This window comes from Streptomyces sp. NBC_01016, from assembly GCF_026341035.1.
Lineage (GTDB): Bacteria > Actinomycetota > Actinomycetes > Streptomycetales > Streptomycetaceae > Streptomyces.
In genome coordinates this window covers 3,172,130-3,191,265 of the sequence record NZ_JAPEOQ010000002.1, presented here as the reverse complement: position 1 = coordinate 3,191,265, position 19,136 = coordinate 3,172,130, and the positions used below count along the sequence as shown (strand labels likewise).

20 protein-coding genes are annotated in these 19,136 nt (G+C 70.3%); 5 read left to right on the top strand and 15 right to left on the bottom strand.

Going from position 1 to position 19,136, the window contains the following annotated elements; all coding sequences use genetic code 11:
- Positions 1–4 precede the first annotated feature (4 nt).
- From OG746_RS41275 to OG746_RS41255, 5 genes are all read right to left on the bottom strand, one after another.
- The gene (locus tag OG746_RS41275) at positions 5–1,057 is read right to left on the bottom strand and encodes an FAD-binding oxidoreductase (RefSeq protein ID WP_266724126.1); all 1,053 of its coding nucleotides are present in this window, start codon (positions 1,055–1,057) and stop codon (positions 5–7) included.
- On the bottom strand, positions 1,054–2,313 hold the full coding sequence (locus tag OG746_RS41270; protein ID WP_266724124.1) for an aromatic ring-hydroxylating oxygenase subunit alpha: 1,260 nt from the start codon (positions 2,311–2,313) through the stop codon (positions 1,054–1,056). Before OG746_RS41270 ends, OG746_RS41275 begins: the two co-directional genes overlap by 4 nt.
- A 29-nt stretch (positions 2,314–2,342) precedes the next feature.
- Positions 2,343–4,421 (bottom strand): oxidoreductase, encoded by a 2,079-nt coding sequence (locus OG746_RS41265; protein WP_266724122.1) that lies wholly within the window; start codon positions 4,419–4,421, stop codon positions 2,343–2,345.
- A 245-nt stretch (positions 4,422–4,666) separates the two neighbouring features.
- Positions 4,667–5,449: an IclR family transcriptional regulator gene (locus OG746_RS41260; RefSeq protein WP_266724120.1), complete on the bottom strand. Its 783-nt coding sequence runs from the start codon at positions 5,447–5,449 to the stop codon at positions 4,667–4,669.
- A 69-nt stretch (positions 5,450–5,518) separates the two neighbouring features.
- Positions 5,519–6,325, bottom strand: a complete 807-nt coding sequence (locus OG746_RS41255; RefSeq protein ID WP_266724118.1) for an IclR family transcriptional regulator — start codon at positions 6,323–6,325, stop codon at positions 5,519–5,521.
- Positions 6,326–6,525: 200 nt separating this feature from the next.
- Here OG746_RS41255 and OG746_RS41250 point away from each other — a divergent pair, with 200 nt between their 5' ends.
- From OG746_RS41250 to OG746_RS41235, 4 genes are read left to right on the top strand one after another with little or no spacing between them, the layout of a single operon-like run.
- Positions 6,526–7,731, top strand: coding sequence for a quaternary amine ABC transporter ATP-binding protein (locus OG746_RS41250; protein ID WP_404075159.1), 1,206 nt, complete (start codon positions 6,526–6,528; stop codon positions 7,729–7,731).
- The gene (locus OG746_RS41245) at positions 7,715–8,638 is read left to right on the top strand and encodes an ABC transporter permease (RefSeq protein WP_266724114.1); all 924 of its coding nucleotides are present in this window, start codon (positions 7,715–7,717) and stop codon (positions 8,636–8,638) included. Before OG746_RS41250 ends, OG746_RS41245 begins: the two co-directional genes overlap by 17 nt.
- A 17-nt stretch (positions 8,639–8,655) precedes the next feature.
- Positions 8,656–9,582: a glycine betaine ABC transporter substrate-binding protein gene (locus tag OG746_RS41240; RefSeq protein ID WP_266724112.1), complete on the top strand. Its 927-nt coding sequence runs from the start codon at positions 8,656–8,658 to the stop codon at positions 9,580–9,582.
- 22 nt (positions 9,583–9,604) lie between these two features.
- Positions 9,605–10,129, top strand: coding sequence for a helix-hairpin-helix domain-containing protein (locus OG746_RS41235; RefSeq protein ID WP_266724110.1), 525 nt, complete (start codon positions 9,605–9,607; stop codon positions 10,127–10,129).
- 37 nt (positions 10,130–10,166) lie between these two features.
- Here the strand turns inward: OG746_RS41235 and OG746_RS41230 are convergent, their stop codons facing one another.
- The 5 genes from OG746_RS41230 to OG746_RS41210 are packed head-to-tail and all read right to left on the bottom strand — an operon-like array spanning position 10,167 to position 14,516.
- A complete protein-coding gene (locus OG746_RS41230) occupies positions 10,167–11,402 on the bottom strand; it encodes a MerR family transcriptional regulator (RefSeq protein ID WP_524540529.1) in 1,236 nt (411 codons plus the stop codon).
- Positions 11,396–12,109 carry a HEAT repeat domain-containing protein gene (locus tag OG746_RS41225; protein WP_266725728.1) on the bottom strand — a complete coding sequence of 238 codons (714 nt, stop codon included), beginning with the start codon at positions 12,107–12,109 and terminating at the stop codon, positions 11,396–11,398. The genes OG746_RS41230 and OG746_RS41225 overlap by 7 nt, the downstream gene beginning before the upstream one ends.
- Positions 12,110–12,161: 52 nt before the next feature.
- Positions 12,162–12,410 carry a non-oxidative hydroxyarylic acid decarboxylases subunit D gene (locus OG746_RS41220; protein ID WP_266724108.1) on the bottom strand — a complete coding sequence of 83 codons (249 nt, stop codon included), beginning with the start codon at positions 12,408–12,410 and terminating at the stop codon, positions 12,162–12,164.
- Between the two features lie 53 nt (positions 12,411–12,463).
- The gene (locus tag OG746_RS41215) at positions 12,464–13,891 is read right to left on the bottom strand and encodes a non-oxidative hydroxyarylic acid decarboxylases subunit C (protein WP_266724106.1); all 1,428 of its coding nucleotides are present in this window, start codon (positions 13,889–13,891) and stop codon (positions 12,464–12,466) included.
- Positions 13,881–14,516 (bottom strand): non-oxidative hydroxyarylic acid decarboxylases subunit B, encoded by a 636-nt coding sequence (locus OG746_RS41210; protein WP_266724104.1) that lies wholly within the window; start codon positions 14,514–14,516, stop codon positions 13,881–13,883. Before OG746_RS41210 ends, OG746_RS41215 begins: the two co-directional genes overlap by 11 nt.
- 83 nt (positions 14,517–14,599) lie before the next feature.
- Here OG746_RS41210 and OG746_RS41205 point away from each other — a divergent pair, with 83 nt between their 5' ends.
- Positions 14,600–15,502, top strand: coding sequence for a helix-turn-helix transcriptional regulator (locus OG746_RS41205; RefSeq protein WP_266724102.1), 903 nt, complete (start codon positions 14,600–14,602; stop codon positions 15,500–15,502).
- Positions 15,503–15,524: 22 nt separating this feature from the next.
- On the opposite strand, the gene OG746_RS41200 is transcribed toward OG746_RS41205, so the two are convergent.
- The 5 genes from OG746_RS41200 to OG746_RS41180 all read right to left on the bottom strand — a co-directional run bounded on the left by OG746_RS41200 (position 15,525) and on the right by OG746_RS41180 (position 19,132).
- Positions 15,525–16,121 (bottom strand): GNAT family N-acetyltransferase, encoded by a 597-nt coding sequence (locus tag OG746_RS41200; RefSeq protein WP_266724100.1) that lies wholly within the window; start codon positions 16,119–16,121, stop codon positions 15,525–15,527.
- Positions 16,122–16,187: 66 nt separating this feature from the next.
- Positions 16,188–17,054 carry a phosphogluconate dehydrogenase C-terminal domain-containing protein gene (locus tag OG746_RS41195; RefSeq protein WP_266724098.1) on the bottom strand — a complete coding sequence of 289 codons (867 nt, stop codon included), beginning with the start codon at positions 17,052–17,054 and terminating at the stop codon, positions 16,188–16,190.
- Positions 17,051–17,860 carry a sugar phosphate isomerase/epimerase family protein gene (locus tag OG746_RS41190; RefSeq protein WP_266724096.1) on the bottom strand — a complete coding sequence of 270 codons (810 nt, stop codon included), beginning with the start codon at positions 17,858–17,860 and terminating at the stop codon, positions 17,051–17,053. The genes OG746_RS41195 and OG746_RS41190 overlap by 4 nt, the downstream gene beginning before the upstream one ends.
- A gap of 1 nt (position 17,861) precedes the next feature.
- Entirely contained in the window at positions 17,862–18,632 is a 771-nt protein-coding gene (locus OG746_RS41185) for a triose-phosphate isomerase family protein (RefSeq protein WP_266724094.1), read from the bottom strand.
- Positions 18,632–19,132, bottom strand: a complete 501-nt coding sequence (locus OG746_RS41180) for a ribose-5-phosphate isomerase (RefSeq protein ID WP_266724092.1) — start codon at positions 19,130–19,132, stop codon at positions 18,632–18,634. Before OG746_RS41180 ends, OG746_RS41185 begins: the two co-directional genes overlap by 1 nt.
- Between the last annotated feature and the right edge of the window lie 4 nt (positions 19,133–19,136).

Sequence of the window (19,136 nt, the reverse complement as noted above, 5' to 3'; positions counted from 1 at the left end):
GGGGCTACACGTCGATCACCAGATCCTCCCGCGGCGTCGAACAGCACAGCAGGATCTTGTTGTTGGCGATCTCGCGGGGGCGGATGCCGCCCGCGTGCCGCATGTCGACCGAGCCGGACAGGAGGGTCGTCTTGCAGGTTCCGCAGAGGCCCTGCGCGCAGGATGCGGGGAGCGTGATGCCCTCGCGGGCGGCGGCCGCCAGGACGGGGGTCTCGGCGTCGCACTCGATGGTGCGCCCTGTGCGGGCCAGTTGGACCTTGAAGCCGGTGACGAGGCCGGTGCCGGCGTTGGGGACGGACTCCGGTTCGGTCGGCACCGGTGTAGCGAAGGTGAAGCTCTCCTCGTGGTGGTGGGCCATGTCGAAGCCCTCGGAGGCGAGCATTTCGCGTACCGCCCGCATGTAGCCGGCCGGTCCGCAGGTGAACACCTCGCGTTCGGCGAGGTCGGGGGCGAAGGACCGCAGCATCCGTGCGTTCAGCTGCTCACCGTGGTCGTCGAGGACGTGGCGTATCCGGAAGTTGGGGGACGCCGCCGCGATGAAGTCCAGTTCCCGGCGGAAGATGATGTCGTCGAAGGTGCGGGCGCTGTGGACGAAGGCGACGTCCACGGGGTGGGCCAGGTCGTACAGCGTGCGGGTCATCGACATCAGCGGGGTCACACCGCTGCCCGCCGACAGGAACAGGTACTTCGGGGCGGGGTGCTGGTTGATGGTGAACCGGCCGAGGGGGCCGCGCGCCCACACCGTGCCCCCGGGTGCCAGATGGTCGTGCAGCCAGTTGGACACGTGCCCGCCGGGGACGCGTTTCACCGTGATGGTGGCGAGGTCGGGGCGGGTGGGCGCGGAGGACAGGGTGTAGCAGCGCTCGACGGGCTCGCCGTCGATGTCCAGGCAGAGGGTGAGGAACTGGCCGGGGTCGTGGCGGAAGAGCCGCGGTTCGGTGGGCGCGAGGACGAAGGTCCGCACGTCCGCCGTCACATCGTGGACCTGCTGGCACACCAGCAGGCCGTCGGCCCAGGCGGGCGGAAGTCCCGCCGCGGTCAGCGTCGCTGTCGTCATGGCCCCTCCAGGTGCGCCGTGAGCCGGTTGATGTACCAGGTGACGAAGTCCTCGACCTGGGATTCGGTCGGGCTGTAGGGGCCCGGACCGTACGCGGGGCTGCTGACGCCCAGTTGGGCCCGGGAGACAAAGACCGCGTCCTGTTCGTTGGTGGCCACCCAGACTCCGGTCAGGCTGTCGAGGTCGTAGTCGATGCCCTCCTCGGCGTCCGCGTGCACGAGCCATGTGGTGCGTACGAGGGTGCGGTCGGCGGCGAGCGGGACGACGGAGAACAGCACCGCGTGGTCCGCCAGGAAGTGGAACCAGGCGTTGGGCTGCAGGTGGAGACCGAGGTGGCCGAGGCGCGCCGTCGGGAAGTCGGCGAGCAGGCGGCGTACGGCGGCCTTGCCGTCGGGGGTGAAGGATTCCCCCGCGAGGTCGAGCGGTTCGCGCTGGACACGGAAACCGGTGGGGCGCTCGACCAGTTCCTCGATGGTGGCGTAGGGCAGGCCGAGGGACTCGTACGTGGCACGGGCCTCGGCGTCGGCCTTCTGGAAGCGCTCGAACGTGGCCCGCATGCCCGGCGGCACCTCGTCCTCGGTGAAGTTGTAGAGCGGGAAGTAGCAGCGCTGGAGTTCGGGGTGGCCCGCGCAGTGGTAGCACTCGCGGTTGTTCTCCATGGTGAGCTTCCAGTTGCCGTGCTCGACGAGGTCGATCTGCTGGGCCACCTTGGCGCGCGCCAGGTTGTGCGGCGCGAGATACGGCTCGACGCGGGCCGCGAACTCGTCGAAATCGGCGGGTGGTTCGGCCGCCAGGGACAGGAAGACGAGGCCGGCGACCGTGCGTACATGGACGGAGCGCAGACCGAAGCACGAGCGGTCGAAGTCGGGCGACTGCGACTCGGCGTGCAGCAGCGTCCCGTCGACGCCGTACGTCCAGTGGTGGTAGCCGCAGACGATGTTGCCGACGGAGCCGCGCTCGTCGTTGAGGATACGGGCGCCCCGGTGGCGGCACACGTTGTGGAAGGCCCTCACCTCCTCGTCGTCGTCGCGGACGACGATGACGGAGTACGCGCCGAGGGTGAGCGTGATGTAGTCGCCGGGTTCCCGGAGTTCGGCCTCGGCGGCGGCGAAGATCCAGCTGCGGGCGAAGACGGCGTCGACGTCGAGGCGGAAGAGCGCGTCGCTGACGTAGAAGGGGGCTTCGAGGCTGTGTCCGGGGGTGCGGCGGGCGACGAGGTCGGCGGGTGTGGTGGTGTCGGAGGCGTGAACAGTCATGGTGTCTCTCCGAAGGCTCGTCGGACTCGTCAGACCGGCAGGCAGAGGCGCAGCGCGTCGTACACGGCGGCGTGGATGTTGCGGCTGGTGACCGCGTCGCCGATGCGGAACAGCTGGTAGCGGCCCGCCGGGTTACGGACGACGGTCTGCGCCTCGCGGGCGAGGAGGGCCCGGTGGTCGACCTCGCCGAAGTTGCGGGAGGCGGGCAGCAGATCGGTGTACAGCTCGTCGTTGGGCAGGGTGCCGTGCTCGACGACGACGTGGTCGACGACGCGTTCGGTCTCGGTGCCGGTGTACTCGCTGAACAGGATCGCCACCAGCCGGCCGCCCCCGCTACCGTCCCCAGCCCGGCTCCGACGCACGGAGCGCAGTCGCCGGGCGAGCGTGACCGTGACGTCGTGCTCGGTGAACGCCCGTATGTATGCAGGGGAGTTCATGCTGCCGACGTCGGGTGCCAGCGTCCGTTCCGGTGTCACGTACTCCAGTCGGGCGCCGTGCGTGGCGAGGAGTTCCGCGGCGTCCATGGCCGGGTAGCCGCCGTGGTCGTCGTAGATCAGGACGTCCCGGCCGGCGCGCGGGCGCAGGGAGCCGGACATCACGTCCCAGGTGTCCGCGACGAGTCCCTCCCCCGCGGCGAGGAAGGAGCGGTTGGGCAGGCCGCCGGTGGCGACGATGACCAGGTCGGGGTGTTCGGCGAGCACGTCCGACGCTTCGGCGTAGACGCCCAGGCGCAGGTCGACGCCGAGATGTTTGCACTCGGCGACGCGCCAGTCGACGATGCCGAGGAGGTCGTGGCGGCGGGGGTTCTGCGCGGCGAGCCGGATCTGGCCGCCCGCCTGGTCGCCCGCCTCGAACAGCACGACGTCGTGACCGCGTTCGGCGAGGACGCGGGCGGCCTCGAGGCCCGCGGGGCCGCCTCCGACGACAACTCCCCTGCGGCGCGGCCCCGTTCCGGCCGGGACGGTGTGGGGGATCTGGAGTTCACGGCCGGTGGCCGGGTTGTGGATGCACTTGGTGTCCCCGGAGTCGTAGATCGCGTCCAGGCAGTAACTCGCCCCGACGCAGGGGCGGATGCGGTCCTCTTCACCGGAGGTGATCTTTGCGACGAGGTGCGGGTCGGCGATCTGCGCGCGCGTCATGCCGACGAGGTCGAGGAGGCCTTCGCGCAGGGCGTGCCGGGCGGTGGCGGGGTCGGCGATGCGGGCGGCGTGCATGACGGGGATGTCGAGGCGGCGGCGTATCTCGCCGGTGAAGTCGAGGAAGGGGCCGAGCGGCGTGCCCATGGAGGGGATCGTCCGCGACAGGGAGGCGTCGGATTCGATGGTGCCGTGGATGGCGCTGATGAAGTCGATGCCGTCGGCGGTGAACTGCTCGGCGGCAGCCAGTCCTTCGGTGAACGTGAGGCCGCCGGGGAGGGCTTCGTCCAGGGCCATGCGGATGCCGACGACGAAGTCGGGGCCGACCGCCTCGCGCACCGCCCGGATCACGCGGCGGGGGAAGGCCATCCGGTGTTCCAGGTCGCCGCCGTACTCGTCGTCGCGGTGGTTGGTCGCCGGGGAGAGGAACCCGTCGAAGAAGTGGCCGTACGACTGCAACTCGATGCCGTCCAGGCCGCCTTCCTTGCAGCGCACCGCCGCGGCCGCGTAGTCGGCGACGATCCGGTCCAGGTCCCAGAGCTCGGCGGCCTTCGGGAACGCGCGGTGCGCGGGCTCGCGCAGCGGGGAGGCGGCGACCACCGGCAGCCAGTCCCCCGTGTAGTTGCTGGTGCGGCGCCCTAGGTGGGTGACCTGGCACATGACGGCCGCGCCCGCCGCGTGCACGTCGTCGGCGAGCAGCCGCAGCCAGGGCACGATCTCGTCGCGGTAGAGCAGCAGGTTGCCGAAGGAGGGCGGGCTGTCGGGGGAGACGACCGCGGAGCCGCCGATCATCGTCAGGCCGACGCCGCCGCGGGCCTTCTCCAAGTGGTAGGCGCGGTAGCGGTCCTTGGGCAGTCCGTCCTCACCGAAGGCGGGCTCGTGGGACGTGCTGACCACCCGATTGCGCAGGGTGAGGTGCTTCAGCCGGAAGGGCTGGAGCAGGGGATCCAGGTTCGTGTTCGGTGCGCGCACGACAGCTCCAAGGGAGGCAGGGAAGCTCTGTGGCCCGGATGTGACGGGGATGACCCCGGATGTGATGCGGGGAACGACCCCGGACGTGATGGGGGGACGACCCGGATGTGACGGCAGGGGACAACGGGGATGGCTGCGTGACGACGACGTCGCCACGTTCCCGTTTCGCGATACGAAACAACAACGCGATGCGAGACAAATGTGCGGCGCACGAGACCGCGTCGTCAACCCCTACCGCTGCGTAATCAGCCGCGCCGGATATAGCCCTTGCGCCACGAGATCTTTTCGCCGGCCGCCACCAGTTGTTCGGCGAGTCCGGAGATCGTGTGGTCATTGATCCGGAACGTCGGCCCCGAGACGGTCACGGTGGCGATGACCTCGCCGTTCAGCGACCTGATGGGGGCGGACAGCGAGGCGAGCCCGATCTCCAGCTCCTCGCTGATGACGCCGTAACCCAGCTCGCGCACCCCCTGCAGTTGCTCCTTCAGGAGCGCCGGGTCCGTGATGGTGTGCGGCGTGTACTCCTCAAGCGGCTGCTCGAGGATCTCGGCGGCCTCCGGCTGCGGCATGTGCGCCAGGAAGACCTTGCCCGCCGACGTGGCGTGCAGGGGCGTGCGCTTGCCGACCCAGTCGATGCTGGTGATGGCCGCGTTGCCGAGCACCTGGTCGATGCTGATGACGGCCTCGCCGTCGTAGACCGCCACATTCACCGTCTCGCCGACGGCGGCGGCAAGCTCCTGGCAGACCGGCCGGCTCAGCAGCGACAGGTCATTGCCCTTGGTCGCCCCGCCCGCGAGTTCGACCACGGTGTAGCCGATGCGGTAGCTGCCGCGCTCACTGTCCTGCTCGACGAGGCCGCGCGCCTCAAGGGTGGCGAGCAGCCGGTACACGGTCGACTTGTGGATGTCGAGGGCGTCGGCGACCTCCGTGACGCCGGACGGCCCCTGCACGGCCAGCACTTGGAGGATCGACACCGCCCGGTCCACCGACTGAACCGACGTGTCCCGCGCGCGACCTTTGCTGCTCATACGTGGAGCCTATCCAGGAAGTGCCAGCGCACACCGGTCGCGACCGCGGCCGGACCGGCCTCGCCGGGCTCAGCCCCGCTTGACCTGCCCCCGCCGCCACGAGATCCGCGCCGCGGCCGCGAGCAGCATTCCGGCGAGGACGGGCGCGGTGTCCTCACGGATACGGAAGGCGGGCCCGGCGAGGGTCACGGCGGCGACGACCGTGTCGTCCAGGGCGCGAACGGGCGCGGCGAGGGAGACGAGGCCGATCTCGTACTCCTCGAACGAGACGGCGTAGCCCCGTTCGCGCACGACGGCGAGATCCTTCGCGAGGTGCTCCCTGCGGGTGATGGTGCGGGGCGTGAACCGCTCCAGGCGCCTGCCCCGGGGCAGCTCCGCGGGCAGGCGCCCGTGCCGGTCAGGGGCGGGGTGGGCGAGGAAGACCTTGCCCGCGGCGCTGGCGTGCAGTGGGCAGCGTCTGCCGACCCAGTCGACGCTGGCGATCGACGCCTCGCCCGCCACCTGGCCGACGGTGACCACGTCGCGGCCCTCGCGGACGGAGACGTTCACGGTGTCGCCCGCGGCCTGCGCCAGCTCCTGGCAGACGGGGCGGCTGAGCAGGAACAGATCGGTGTTCTTCGCGGCAGCGGCGGCGAGTTCGGTGAGCGGGTGTCCGATGCGGTAGCGGCCCCGGCCCGCGCCCTGTTCGACCAGACCGCGCGCCTCCAGGGTGGCGAGCAGCCGGAACACGGTCGTCTTGTGCACGCCGAGCTGACCGGCGATCTCGGTGACGCCGCACGGCCCGCGCACGGCCAGGATCTGTAGCACCGACACCGCACGGTCGACGGACTGGACCGCACGGTCGCGCGCTCGCCCACGGCTGCCGGTCGTCGCCACAGCACCCTCCAGCTCTCCGCCTCGGCGACCCAACTAGCCGCCCGCAGACGTTAATTCGCGGTTGCCCGGATGCAAGAGCCTTGACGCGCCGTCACGATCAACGGCATCGTCACACCGTACTGCACAATTGTTGCGCAATGCGAAACACCAGCCCGGACTTGTTCCAACCGCCCCGCGCGGACCCCTGGAGGTGGGGCACGGTGATAGAAGCAGCACGGCTTAACAAGGTTTTTGAATCCGCCGACAACACGGTGCATGCCGTGCGCGATGTGTCCTTCACCGTCGAACCCGGCGAACTCTTCGTCGTCATGGGCCTGTCCGGGTCCGGGAAGTCGACTCTGCTCCGGATGCTCAACCGTCTCATCGAGCCGACATCGGGCGAACTCCGCGTCGACAGCCGGGACTTGCTGGCCATGAACGATGCGGACCTGCGCGAGCTGCGCAATCGCAAGGTCAACATGATCTTCCAGCACTTCGCGCTCTTCCCGCACCGCACGGTCCGCGAGAACGCCGCGTACGGCATCCAACTGCGTGGCGGCACCGCCGCCGAGCGAAAGGAGCGCTCCGACTGGGCGCTCAGCACCGTCGGCCTCTCCGACTGGGCCGAGGCCTACCCCAGCGCGCTCTCCGGTGGCATGCGGCAGCGCGTCGGCCTGGCCCGCGCGCTGGCCACGGATGCCGAAGTCATGCTCATGGACGAGCCGTTCAGCGCGCTCGACCCCCTGATCCGCCGGGACATGCAGGATCTACTGCTCGGCCTGCAGCGCGATCTGCGCCGCACCATCGTCTTCGTCACCCACGACCTCAACGAGGCGATGCGGCTCGGCGACCGGATCATGGTCATGCGGGACGGCGGCGTCGTACAGCTCGGCACCGCGACCGACATCCTCGACTCCCCCGCCGACGCCTACGTACGCGACTTCGTCTCCGACGTGGACCGTTCCCGCGTGCTGACCGCCCGCGCCGTCATGCGCGAGCCGCTGACGACGGCCGGCCTCGACGACGCCCCGCGCGATGTCCTTCGCGCCATGGCCGACATCGAGGCCGGCGCCGTCTACGTGCTCGACAGCGACGGGCTCGTCTCCGGTGTGGCGCACGCCGAGGACATCGCACGGGCCGCCGACGCGGGGCACGCCTCGCTGCGCGACAGCCCGGAGAGCCTGACCGACGCATACGGGCGGGCGGGCCCCGACACGCTGCTCGTGGATCTGTTCCCGGCGGCCGGGCGGTACGCGGTGCCGCTGGCCGTGACCGACGACGACGGCCGGCTCCTCGGCGTCGTACCACGCGCGGCACTGCTCACCGCTCTCTCTGCACCAGAAGCACCCAACTCCCGCGAAGAGGGCGATACTTCGGAAACATCGGGCAGCACTCAAGAGGAGGTGGCCGATGCTGTTCAGCGTTGATCTCGGCACCCCGGTCAACAAGGCCGTCGACTGGCTGACCGAGAACCTCAGCGGCCTCTTCGACGCCGTCACCACTGTGATGACGGAACTCGTCAACGCGGTCCTGTACGTACTGACGGCCCCTCACATGGTGGTCATCATCGCGGTGTTCACCATCCTGGCGTTCTTCGCACGCGGCTGGTTCTTCGCCCTCTACACCCTGGGCGCGTTCCTCCTCATCCAGGGCATGGGCCTGTGGACCCCGGCGATGCAGACGCTCGCCGTCGTCGTGGTCGCATCGGTGTTCGCCGTGGTCATCGGGGTACCCATCGGCATCTGGGCCGCCCGAAGTCCGCTGGTCAGCGCCCTGGTTCGGCCTGTTCTCGACTTCCTGCAGACGCTGCCGGTGTTCGTCTACCTCATCCCGGCCGTCTTCTTCTTCGGCATCGGACTCGTCCCCGGCGTCGTCGCCACCATCCTCTTCGCCATCTCGCCCGCCGTGCGCCTCACCGAACTGGGCATCCGGCAGGTCGATCGGGAGGTCGTGGAAGCCGCGCACGCCTTCGGCGCCCGGAACGGGCAGATCCTGCGCGGTGTCCAACTCCCCCTGGCCCTGCCCTCGATCATGGCCGGCATCAACCAGGTCATCATGCTGGCGCTCTCCATGGTCGTCATCGCCGGCATGGTCGGTGCCGACGGTCTGGGGACCATCGTGGTGCGCGGCATCAGCCAGCTCGACGTCGGGATCGGCTTCCAGGGCGGCCTCGCCGTCGTGTTCCTCGCCATCTTCCTCGACCGCACCACCAGTGCCCTCGCCACACCCCGTATACGCCGCTGGCCGGGGCGCGGGCGCACCGGCAAGACCCCGGTGGCCGACACGGAGAAGTCGTCCTCTCCCGCCTCGTCCACCACTCCGGTTTCCGCGTGAAGACAGGAGCTCCAGCCATGATCCGCAACCGCCGCCGCCGCACCACCTACCTGTTCGGCTGTACCGCCGCCGCCCTCACCCTGCTCGCCACCGCATGCAGCGGCAACACCTCCAAGGTCGAGGGGGGATCCGACGACGACAGCGGTAGCGGTGGCTCGAAGACGGTCAAGCTGGCCTACGTCGCCGGATGGGACGAGGGAGTCTCCGCGACCTTCCTGTGGAAGCAGATCCTGGAGGACAAGGGGTACAAGGTCGACGTCCGTGACCTGGACGTCGCCAGCACCTACACCGGCGTCGCCAATAAGCAGGCCGACATCTACCTCGACGCCTGGCTGCCGGTCACCCACGAGACCTATTGGAAAAAGCTCGGCCCCAAGATGGAGAAGCTCGGCACCTGGTACGAGCCGGCCGACCTCAACCTGACCGTCCCCAAGTACGTCAAGGACGTCAACACCATCGAGGACCTCAAGGGGAAGTCCAAGGAGTTCGGCGGCAAGATCGTGGGCATCGAGGCGGGCTCCGGCCTGATGCGCCTGACCCGCGACCCCGTGCTGCCGGACTACGGCCTCAAGAGCGAGTACGACCTCACCGAGTCCAGCACGTCGGCGATGCTCTCCGCCCTGAAGAAGGCGGTCAAGGACGAGAAGCCCATCGTGGTCACGCTCTGGCGGCCGCACTGGGCGTACACCTCGATGCCGCTGAAGGTCCTCAAGGACACCAAGAAGGCCTACGGCAAGCCCGACAAGGTCCAGATGGTCGCCTCCAAGGGCTACTCCAAGGCCAACCCCGAGGTCGCGGGCTGGCTCAAGAACTTCCACCTCACGAGCAGCCAGCTCGGCAGCCTGGAACTCCTCCTCCAGAAGAAGGGCACCGGCAACGAGCAGGCCGCGGCGAAGGAGTGGATCGCGGACAACAAGCAGCTGGTGGACAGCTGGCTGAAGTGACACCTGCTGCCATGCTGGTGGCATGACGACGATCGCCCAGCTGCGCAAGGCCGCGCTCGCTCTCCCGGAGACCGAGGAGGGACGCCACTTCGGCATGGTCGCCTTCTCCGTACGGGGCAAGGGTTTCGCGTCACTGGCCAAGGACGGGTGCGTACAGCTCCGGCTGTCCGAGGACGACGCCCGGGCGGCACTCGCCGTGCACGCCGGGGCGGAGGCGGTGCTGCGCTCGGGTGCGACGATCGGGGTGCGGCTCGCCCTGGCCGAGGCGAACGGCAAGGACCTCAACGCGCTGGTGCGGGCCGCCTGGTCGAACCGGGCGCCGAAGCGGCTCGCGGCGGCCATGGACGCCGCCGACGCGACGGGTGACCTTCCGGCCGCCATCGGCAGGCCCGCCACCCGGGCTCTGCTGAGCGCGGGCATCGACACGCTTGAGCGGGTGGCCCGGCATTCGGAGGCCGAGCTGCTCGCGATGCACGGCGTCGGGCCGAAGGCCGTGCGCGTGCTGAAGGAGGAGCTGGCCGGCAAGGGGACGGCCCTGCGGGCTTGAGCCGGGTGCTCCCCTACGTACGTCGCTGATCCTGACGTCAGCGTTCGCCGTCGCGCAGCCGGAGCAGATACGTCGCGGTCAGCGCCACGGCGCGGTCCTCGTCGGCCGACAGCTCGACGAGCGCGCGCGTCGCCGTCGCACCCGGGATACCTGCGAGCGCCTGCGTGAGCCGGCCGCGGGCGGGGGCTTCGGTGGCGGGGCGGTCGAGGCGGTCGACGAGTGTGGTGGCGATGCGCTCCGCTGGTGCGGTGGCCTCCGCGGACGCGGTGACGACCGCCGGTGCGGTGACGCCCGGTGCGGGGTCGACCGCCGACGCCGCGTCACCCGCCCGTGCGGTGGCGCCCGGTGCGGGATCGACCGCCGACGCCGCGTCACCCACCGCTGCGCTGGCGCCCGGTGCGGGGTCGACCGCCGACCCGGTGGCGCCCGCCGATGCGGTGGCGCCCGCCGATGCGGTGGCGCCCGCCGATGCGGGTTCGACCGCCAACACGCTCAGCGCATCCGCCGCGTCCGTGTCGTTCCTGCCCGCCACGATCATGTCGATCAGCTCCGGGATCGCGTCGGCCGCTCCCCGGTTGCCGAGTGCCACGGCGGCGCGCCCCCTGACCACGGCGTCGGGGCCCGCGAGGACGTGCCGCAGCTCCGTGGTGGCCTCGTCGCCGGGCAGCTCGGCGAGGCACTGAGCGGCCCGCTCCCGAACGGCGGCCTCCGGCGAGCCGAGCGCCTCCACCAGCAGCGGCAGGCTGTCGGCGCCGCCCGAGCGCACCAGCGCCCAGCGCAGCGCCCCGGCGACATTCGTGTCCGTCTCGCTCAACACCGCCTCGACCAGGGCCGCCACGGGCAGCGCGTCCTGGCCGCCCGACGAAAGGGCCGCGCGCTGCCGGGCGTCGGCGCTCTTCGAGCTCAACGCCTGGAGCAGCGCTACGACTTGGAGGACCTCCTCCCAGTCGCCGGGTTCCGCCGCGTCGATCCGGTTGAGACGCGTGAGCAACTCGGTCTCGGCCGCGATGCGTTCACGCGTCTGCCGGATGAGATCGCCGACGAGCGACGAGGGCGTGAAGCCCGGTTCGTCGAGCGCCCGCCCGATCTCGCGCAGCGAGAGCCCCAGCGACCGCAGGCTCTCGATGTGGAAGATCCGCCGGATGTCGTCGCCCGAGTACTCCCGGTACCCGGAGCCCGTGCGCTCCGAGGGCCGCACCAGGCCCAGCGACTCGTAGTGCCTGAGCATGCGGGCACTGACCCCGGACCTTCGCGCCACCTCACCGATCAACACACTTCATCGTCCACCACGGGAGCCCCGCCGAGGGCCACGACGCGCTTCGCCTCCTCGATCGCGAAGCCGAACCCGGTGTCCGGGTCGCGCAGCACCTGTTGCGTGGCGAGCGCGTGCGCACGCACGTCCGGGTCGGAGGCGGTCGCCGCGGTGCGCAGCGCGGGCATCGCCACGTCACCGAGATCGACCAGGGCCCGGCCCAGGCTCAGCTGCGTCTCCCGCCCGCCGCGGCCGAGCTGCGTCACGAGTACGGCGGCGAGGGCAACCTTCTCGTTCTCTGCGCCGCCGTCCGTACCGTCGCCCGTGCCGTCGTCCGATACCAGCACGACAGCCGCCCGCCAAGCACTGCGCGCCACCTCGTCGTCGGCGTCCGTCAACAGCTCCCGCGTGATCACCGGCCACGCGCTCCGGTCCCCGATCTTGGAGAGCGTGTGCAGCGCCTGGCTCCGCGCCTGCGCCGGCCCCGACCGCACCTCGCGCAGCAGCGCGGGGAGCGTCAGGGCCGCCGGGTGACGGGTGAGCGCCCAGGTCAGCATGTCGCGAACGTAGAACTCCGGCTCCACCGCGCACCGCTCGACGAGCGTGCCGACGAACCCCGGGTCGGGCGACGAGCCGACCGCCATCGCGGCCCGCAGCCGCACCGACGCATCGCGGTCCGCCAGCCCCCGCAGTGCGCGCAAGGTCTCCGTGTCCTGCCCAGTGATCATGATCGAGACCACCTCCTCGAACAGCAGTGAAGACCTTGTCACCGTGTCAAGGTCAAACGCGCAGCGGCGGCACCGCCGGGACCTCGATCGCGTTCTCGATGTCGGCGTCCGTCAGCTTGAAGGCCTCGGGGTAGGCGTCGCGGCGGGTGCGGCGGTCGGGTTCGCTCGTGCGCCAGGTGTAGAGGCAGTGGGTGCACTGGAGTACGTCCCACACTCCGGGGACCGGGGACGTGGCGAGGTGGGTGATGGTGTCGGCGGGGCAGCGCGGACACTCGGCGCCGTCAACCAGCTTGCTGTTCATGGGCGTTGACCTTTCTGGAGAAAGAAAGACAGGGAGAGAGGGGACGGCGGGGATCAGTGGCGGGCCGCGATCATGTCCTGCAGACGCTTCGCCCACTCGGCCGTCTCGGGCAGGTCCTTGGCCGGCGTGGAGAAGTTGCCGCGGGCGTCGGGTGCCACCGGGGTCGTCGCGTCGATGATCATCTTGCTTGTGATGCCCGCGGGCTCCGAGGCGGGAGCGAGTTCCAGGACGGACAGGTTCGGGATGATCACCACGTCCTCCTTCGGGTTGACCTTCGCCGACATGGCCCACATGACCTGCGGCAGGTTGAAGGGGTCCACGTCCTCGTCGACGACGATCACCTGGGCTACGTATCCGAGCCCGTGCGGCGTCGTCATCGCGCGCATGCCGACGGCCTTGGCGAAGCCGCCGTACCGCTTCTTCGTCGAGATGATCACCATCAGGCCGTGGGTGTACATGGCGTTGACGGCCTGCACCTCGGGGAACGCTTCGCGCAGCTGCTTGAGCAGCGGCACGCACGTGTTGGGGCCGACGAGGTAGTCGCACTCGGTCCACGGCATGCCGAGGTACAGGGACTCGAAGACCGGGTTCGTACGGTACGAGATCCGGTCGATGCGGACGACGGGCATCCGGCGCCCGCCCGAGTAGTGACCGGTGAACTCCCCGAAGGGGCCCTCGATTTGACGCTTCCTCGACTCGATGACGCCCTCGATGACGACCTCGCTGCCCCACGGCACGTCGAAGCCGGTGAGCGGCGCGGTGGCGATCGGTGCGGGCGCGCCGCGCAGGGCGCCGGCCATCTCGAACTCGCTCTGGTCGTACGCCATCGGCATGCCGGCGACGATCGCCATCACCGGGTCGTTGCCCAGCGTGATGGCGATGGGCAGGTCCTCTCCCACCTCCTCGGCCTTGTTCAGGTGGATCGCGACGTCGTGTACGGGCACGGGCTGGATGGCGAGGCGATTCGCGCCGAGGACCTCGATGCGGTAGATGCCGACGTTCTGCTTGCCGAAGTTCTCCGGGTCCTCGGGGTCGCGGGAGACGACGGCGGCCTTGTCGAGGTAGAAGCCGCCGTCACCGTCGTTGAGGCGGAACAGCGGAAGAACGGAGAACAGGTCGACGTCCTCGCCCTCCTGGGTGTTCTCGCGCCAGGGCGCGTCCTCGCGGCGTTCGGGGGCGACGGGGAAGGCGTCCCAGCGCCGCGCGAACTCCTCGACCTGCTCCTTGACCGGGGTGTTCTTCGGCAGTCCGAGGGCGAGCGCGTGGTTGGCCCAGGAGCCGTGCACGTTCATCGCGATCTGCGCGTCGGTGAAGCCCTTGACGTTGTCGAAGAAGAGGGCGGGGGCGTTCTCGCCGATGCGGCCCGTCGCGTTGGCGGCGGCCGCGAGGTCGGGCTCGGGCAGCACCTCGTCGGAGATGCGCAGCAGCTGGCCCTCCTTCTCCAGGGTGCCGAGGAAGCTGCGCAGATCGTCATAGGGCATGGGTAACTCCTGTGTTCTGTACGGAGGTTGCGGACTCGGCCGCGGTGCGGGCGGCGCGGGCGGCACGCATGCCGGCCCAGCGCTCGGCGGCCGGGGCGGGCAGGTCGAACTGGTCGAGGACCCGCGCGACGATGTGGTCGACGATGTCGTCGATGGTGCGCGGGTTGTTGTAGAAGGCGGGCATGGGCGGCACCAACTGCACGCCCATGCGGGCGAGTTCGAGCATGTTCCGCAGGTGAATCTCGCTCAGTGGAGTCTCGCGCGGGACGAGGACGAGCTTGCGGCGCTCCTTGAGGACGACGTCAGCGGCGCGCGCCACGAGCCCTTCGGCGTAGCCGGCGCTGATCCCCGCGAGCGTCTTCATCGAGCACGGCACGATGACCATGCCGTCGGTGCGGAAGGAGCCGGAGGAGATGGTGGCGCCCTGGTCGTCGGGGTGGTGTGTCACGTCGGCGAGCGCCGAGACCTCCGCCGCGGAGCGGCCGGTCTCCAGCTCGATCGTGGTGCGCGCCCAGCGGGAGAGCACCAGATGTGTCTCCACGTCCGGCAGCTCGCGCAGACATTCCAGTAGACGGACACCGAATGGAGCTCCCGTAGCCCCGGTCATTCCCACGACCAATCGCACAGGACACTCCTCACACGTCGCTGACCTGTGCTTTCACGCTAGGCGGCGGGAAGGGGGAGGCAGCGGTACGCTCGGGACTCACGATGGGGAAAATCAGACAGGAACGCCGCGTGGCCCGCGAGGAGCGCCCCGACGTCAGGGACCTCGAATACACACCGAACGTCGGCGCGCCGACCGGCGTGGAGGTCGAGGAGCTGGCCGACCTCCACGACCGCTCGTTGCGCCACGGCAACGATCCGTACGCGCCGCTGCGGCCCGCCTTCCACCAGTTGATCGGCGCGCGCGAGCGTCCGCTGCAGGTGGCGGTGGACTTCGTCGAGTACGAGCTGCGGCCCGGTTCGTGGCTGTGGATCCGGCCGGGTCAGGTGCAGCGCTTCGGCCGGGACCTGCGGACGGCGGACGGCGTGGACGTGGTCTTCAAGGCGGGTTTCCTGCCACCCGCGATCGTCTCGGCCGCGCACATGGACCCGCCGTACGAACAGCGTCCGCTGACACCGGCGGGACCGGACGCGGAGGGGGTGCGGCGGGCGCTCGACCACCTCGCGTACGAGTACGGGTCGATGGCCTCGCTCCCCCTCCAGGCGCACACCGAGGCGCTGCGGGCGCTGCTGTCGGTGCTGGTGATGCGCCTCGCGAAGGTACGCGCCCCGGAGCCGGGGCCCGCGGCCGCGTCCGGCACCTTCCACCGTTTCCACGCGGCGGTGGAGCGCGACCACGCGGTGACCCGCCGGGTCGAGGACTACGCGTCGGCCCTCGGCTACAGCCCCCGCACCCTGACCCGCGCCACGCTCGCCGCGGCGGGCCGCACCGCGAAGCAGTACGTCGACGACCGGGTCCTCCTGGAGGCCAAACGCCTGCTCTGGCACAGCGGCCTCCCGGCAAAGGAGGTGGCGGCCCGCCTCGGCTTCGACGACCCGAGCGACTTCACGAAGTTCTTCCGCCTGCGTACGGGGGTGACACCGGGGGCGTTCCGGGCGAACCCCTGAACCCGGAGCGCCCCCGGCCCGCTCACACTGCCCGCCCGCGGTGCTCGAACCACTCCGGCGCGAGGACCGACATCACGACGGCATCCACGCGCTCCCCATCCCACAGCAACGCATCCCGCAGCACCCCTTCGGCGACGAAGCCCACCTTCTCGTAGGCGCGGCGGGCCCGCGGGTTGGACGCATACACCTCCAGCGAGATGCGGTGCAGCCCGAGCTCCTCGAAGCCGTACCCGACGATCAGCCGCGTCGCCTCGGTCCCGAGACCACGGCCGTGGGCGCCGGGCACGAAGGCGATCCTGAAGCTGCAGCTCTCGTTGCCCGCGTCCCAGTCGTTGAGCACCGACTCGCCGACGACGCGCCCCGTCGCCCGCTCCACCACCGCGAGATCCAGGCGGTCGTCCTGGTCGACACGGGAGCCGTACCAGGCACGCAGCCGCACCTCATCGAACCCGTCGCGGTCATGGCTCCCCGTCAGCCGCGCCACCTCCGGGTCGTGGAGCATGGGCAGCAGAGCGGCGACGTCGTTCACCGTGGTCGGCCGCAAGAGGGCCAACTCACCTGCCAGGGTGGGCTTGTGCCGGAAGGGCGGCACCGGGACGCCTCGAGCATGATCGGCCATGCCCCCAGTGTGCCGGGTGGCCCGTCCCCCGTGGGGCGTGCCACCCGGCAGTGGAGCGGGGGTGTCTCAGCGGCGGATTTCCTTGATCTTGAGCATCTTGGTGATGACCTTGTCGAGTTCGCCGTCGTCGAAGACCTTCTTCCAGTCGTCCTTGACGATGGAGTCGCGGCCGTAGTCCATGGCGATCAGGCAGGCGTCGGAGAACGGGTTGTCGCCCTTGAGGGTGTTGGCGAGGGCGACCTGGGTGTGGCCGAGGAGCATGGCGCGGGCCGCCTTCTCCGGGACGCCGACCGTGTGCACGGTCTCGTGCAGCGCCTCGTTGAGGAGAGCGCCGACCATGCAGGCGATGGTCTCGACGAGGGTCGGCTCCAGGACGGCGAGCTGCTTGACGGTGACCCAGTGGACGTCGACGACCGGCGCGTACATCACGCGGATGACGGATCCGGCGAGCGCCTGCTTGGCCTCGTCGCCGCCCTCGTACGCGGCGACGACCTCCTGCGGAGCCGCGATGCCACCGAAGGTGTCGTCCAGCTCGGCCTGCGTCTTGCGCTGCAGGAAGACGGACGGGTGGCAGGGGTGCGCGCACACGTAGTGCACTTCGGCGCGCGGGTGCAGCAGGCCCGCGTACGCGGCCGCCGGGTCGAGGGTGAGGACGACGGCGCCCGGCTTCAGGAGCGGGACGAGCTGCTCGGAGACCTTGCCGAGAACGATGTCCGGCACGGCCAGGATCAGGACGTCGGCCTGCTGGGCGGCGGTCTCGGAGTCGGTCAGCTCGCGGCCGAGCGAGCGGATCAGCTCCTGGCCCTTGGGCGAATTCTCGGAGAAGAGGACGGTGAAGTCGCTCTTGACCAGGTTGTTGGAGACACGCTGGCCCATCTTGCCGGCGGCCCCGATGACGGCAACGGTCGTGTTGTTCTCGGCGGCCATGTTCATTCGCCCTTCAGGAGTGTGCTGATGCTGTGCTTGGTCCACTGGTGTTCGAGCTCGGCGGTGACATCGAAGCCACCGTCCTGCCACGGGAGCCAGTGCTCCACGATCTGGTTGACCGACGCGGGGTCCGGGGCGTGGTCCCGGACGGCGGCGATCATGGCTGGGTAGTCGAGCAGCCCTGTGCCGAGCGGTGCTCCCGCGTAGGTGAAGCCCACCCAGCCGTCCCTGCGGCTGAACGCGAAGTCCTTGACGTGCACGTTCACCACGTAGGGCGCGGTCAACTCCACGACCTGGGACGGGTGTTCCAGGCGGGCCACGCAGTTGCCCGGGTCGACGACGATGCCGAGGCGGGGGCTGTTCACGGTGCGGACGACGTCGACGAGGTCGGCGGTGGCGACCTGCTCGTAGGTCTCCAGGCCGAGCGTGACGCCCTGCTCCTCGTAGCCGCCGATGGCCTGCTTCAGCAAGGCGACCGACTCTTCGACGCCGGGCTTGTGGTCGGCGGTGTGCAGCATGGAGCGGACGAAGGTCACGCCGAGCTTCCGCGCAATGCGGAGGTAGTGCTCCAGATGGTCCGGGGCGATGCCGCGGGTGCCGAGTTCCAAGGTGACACCTAGGTCGGCGGCCGCCGCCTTCAGCTCGGCGAGCTGCGTGTCGTCGTAGGACTCGATCGGCGCGTAGTCGCAGATCTGGAAGACCTGGCCGCCGAGCCCGTGGATGTCCCGGAGCATGTCCAGGGCCGTCATCGGCTGCGGCGCGCGCGACGAGATGCGCCAGAAGTACGCGTAGGTGCTGATGCCGTACGCCATGTCAGGCCACCTCCGTGCGGGAGGCGGCGGGCGCGACCTCGTCGAGGATGCGGCCGACGGCCTCCGGGTCGTGGGCGAAGCGGCCCAGGAAGAGGCCGCCGACGGAGCCGCCGAGGCGGGTGAGCAGGCCGGGGCCCGCGCTGCCTCCGTAGATCACGGTGGAACCGGCGTGCTGGGGGCGGGAGTTCAGCCACTCCCCCAGCGCCGCGCACACCGTGGTGATGTGCTCGGGCGAGGCCGGCTCGGGCGCGCCGATGGCCCATTGCGGCTCGTAGGCGAGGACGACCTGACCCTCCAGGCCGTACAGCAGGCGGGCGGTCTCGGCGACAGTGCGGCGGGCGGCCTCCTCCGGCTCCACGGGGTCGAGTTCGCCGACGCACAGCACCGGGGTGAGGCCGTTGCGCAGCGCGGCCGCGGTCTTCGAGGCGACGACCGTGTCACCCTCCCCGTACAGGCGGCGGCGCTCGGCGTGCCCGACCTCGGCGTAGCGGCAGCCGATCTCCTTGAGGAGCGGCCCCGACACCTCGCCCGTGTAGGCACCCACGTCCTCCGTGGCGATGTCCTGCGCGCCGACGTCGACTCCGCTGCGCGCGAGGATCCCGGCCACCGGCACGATCGCCGGGAAGGACGGCAGCACGAACAGCCGGGCCGCGCCGCTGGTGACGGCCGGGTGCCGGTCCGCCAACTGCACGATGCGGCGGGACCAGTTGAGGGTCTCGTGGTGGCCGAAGTACATCTTCAGGCTCACCCCGAGCAGGACGGGGGCGTTCATCAGGCGGCCTCTGCCTCGGTCTCGGCCTCTGCCTCGGTGGACTCGTTCTCGTAGTCGCTCATCAGCTGGACCTTCGCCGCGGACGCGGAGGTCTCGTCGAAGCGGTAGGTGAGCCACTCGGCGGCGAGGCGGCGGGCCAGTTCGATGCCGACGACGCGCTGGCCGAAGGTGAGTACCTGGGCGTTGTTGGAGAGGATCGCGCGCTCTACGGAGAAGGAGTCGTGCGCGGTGACGGCGCGGATGCCCTTGACCTTGTTGGCGGCGATGGCGACGCCGAGCCCTGTGCCGCACACCAGCAGCGCCCGGTCGGCCTCGCCGCGGGCCACCATCTCGGCGGCGGCGATGGCGACCTTCGGGTAGGCGGTGTGTCCGTCGGCGTCCACGCCCACGTCGGTGACCGACTCGACCAGGTCGCTCGCCCGGAGGTCCTGCTTCAGCGCCTCCTTGTACTGGAATCCGGCGTCGTCGCAGCCGACGACGATCCGCAGCTTGTCACTCATCTCA